Origin of the sequence: Fructobacillus papyrifericola, from assembly GCF_018437235.1 — a bacterium.
GTDB lineage: Bacteria > Bacillota > Bacilli > Lactobacillales > Lactobacillaceae > Fructobacillus > Fructobacillus papyrifericola.
In genome coordinates this window covers 1-1,590 of the sequence record NZ_JAAMFJ010000004.1, presented here as the reverse complement: position 1 = coordinate 1,590, position 1,590 = coordinate 1, and the positions used below count along the sequence as shown (strand labels likewise).

The 1,590-nt window shown below is 37.3% G+C and carries 3 protein-coding genes; 2 read left to right on the top strand and 1 reads right to left on the bottom strand.

Going from position 1 to position 1,590, the window contains the following annotated elements:
- Positions 1 to 233, top strand: a 233-nt coding sequence (locus G6R28_RS05805) for a hypothetical protein (RefSeq protein ID WP_213793301.1), incomplete at its 5' end; no start/stop codon positions are given.
- Positions 234 to 272: 39 nt separating this feature from the next.
- A complete protein-coding gene (locus G6R28_RS05800) occupies positions 273 to 494 on the top strand; it encodes a PspC domain-containing protein (RefSeq protein ID WP_213793300.1) in 222 nt (73 codons plus the stop codon).
- 767 nt (positions 495 to 1,261) lie between these two features.
- Here G6R28_RS05800 and G6R28_RS05795 read toward each other — a convergent pair.
- On the bottom strand, positions 1,262 to 1,590 hold a 329-nt coding region (locus tag G6R28_RS05795; RefSeq protein WP_420798099.1), incomplete at its 5' end, for a hypothetical protein.

Sequence of the window (1,590 nt, the reverse complement as noted above, 5' to 3'; positions counted from 1 at the left end):
CATCCAATCCAGGTTCAAATGGAACTAATCAAGTCTCGTCTGAGAGTACTAAACCACAGACAGCTGGCAAGCCCTCACCATCAAAACAACCACACACTACTCGCTTAGAAAAGTATCATAACCTACCAGATACGGCTAAAAAAGAGCAAGGTTATGGCATGGCCGGTCTGCTTGGTATTACGGCTATGCTTAGCTTCTTTGGCTTAAGCAAAGGTCTTCATAAGAATAACTAATTGTTTGTCGTTAATATTTTTTACCAAAAAGGAACATTAATGAAAATTACAAAATCAAAAAATAATCGTTGGATCGCCGGTATTTTGGGTGGAATTGCTGAACACTACAATTGGAATGCCAATGTATTAAGAATCATTTTTATCATTCTTTCTTTAACTCCTTTCCCTGGAATTATTGTTTACTTAGTTCTTTGGATTATCATGCCCAATGAACAAGACCGCAAAAAAGATGACATTATCGATGGTGAAATCATGGATTAATACCGCTAGTTAATATAATGTGCCTTAACGCAAGTCAAAAAAAGCAGGCCCCGAAAATGGGGGCCTGCTTTTTCTTTTGTTAAAAGTGCCTTTGCTCAATTTGGACCCAAAACCAAATCCACAAAAAGTCAAAAACAACACGTTATCGTGTCAGCCTAAAAAGTAAATGTGGACTCCCAATGAAGTCGATTATTTTCTCTTTTGGGCTCATTTTTTATAAATTTTTTTGTGTTACTCATGTAACATATGTGTATTACATGAGTAACACATTTTGAAAAAAGTGCATGCACTGGGATTGCCCGCACAGCGGGGATAAGGCACATTGTGCCGACAATCCCCCTTAACCTGTTACAACTCAATTTTTGATGATGACACGATTTTTTAAGGCCGAAGAAAAACGAGCGACATCGTAAAGGTGTTTTCTGATTTTAACCGAAAACTCAAAATGATTTTAACGGGTCTTTTTCCTTTTGAACGAAAAACCAACTTGCCAAAAACGTCCGATCCAGCCAAAAAATTTTTAGTCCGACATTGGCAAAATAAAATTTTTACTGTCGGGACTTTTTTGATGATTTTTAATCAAACCCTTTTTCGCTTTTAGCGATTTTTAACGCATGGAGTGAAAAGGAATTTGTTGAAAGGAAGAATGTTTGACAAATAAAAAGGCAAAATGACTTTTTCAGGAATCAAAAGCCGTCACAGTAACTAAAAAGGGAATCCCGCAAAAACAAGGATTCCTTTTTATAAAAAATATTAACGACAAACAATTAGTTATTCTTATGAAGACCTTTGCTTAAGCCAAAGAAGCTAAGCATAGCCGTAATACCAAGCAGACCGGCCATGCCATAACCTTGCTCTTTTTTAGCCGTATCTGGTAGGTTATGATACTTTTCTAAGCGAGTAGTGTGTGGTTGTTTTGATGGTAAGGGCTTGCCATCTGTCTGTGGTTTAGTACTCTCAGACGAGACTTGATTAGTTCCATTTGAACCTGAATTTGATGGGGTGTTGGTGTCGTCTTGGTTATCAGAACCGGTTGCATCCTTGGTGTACTTAACCGTGAAAGTCAAATCTTTGGAATTACTATTCACTGTTTGAG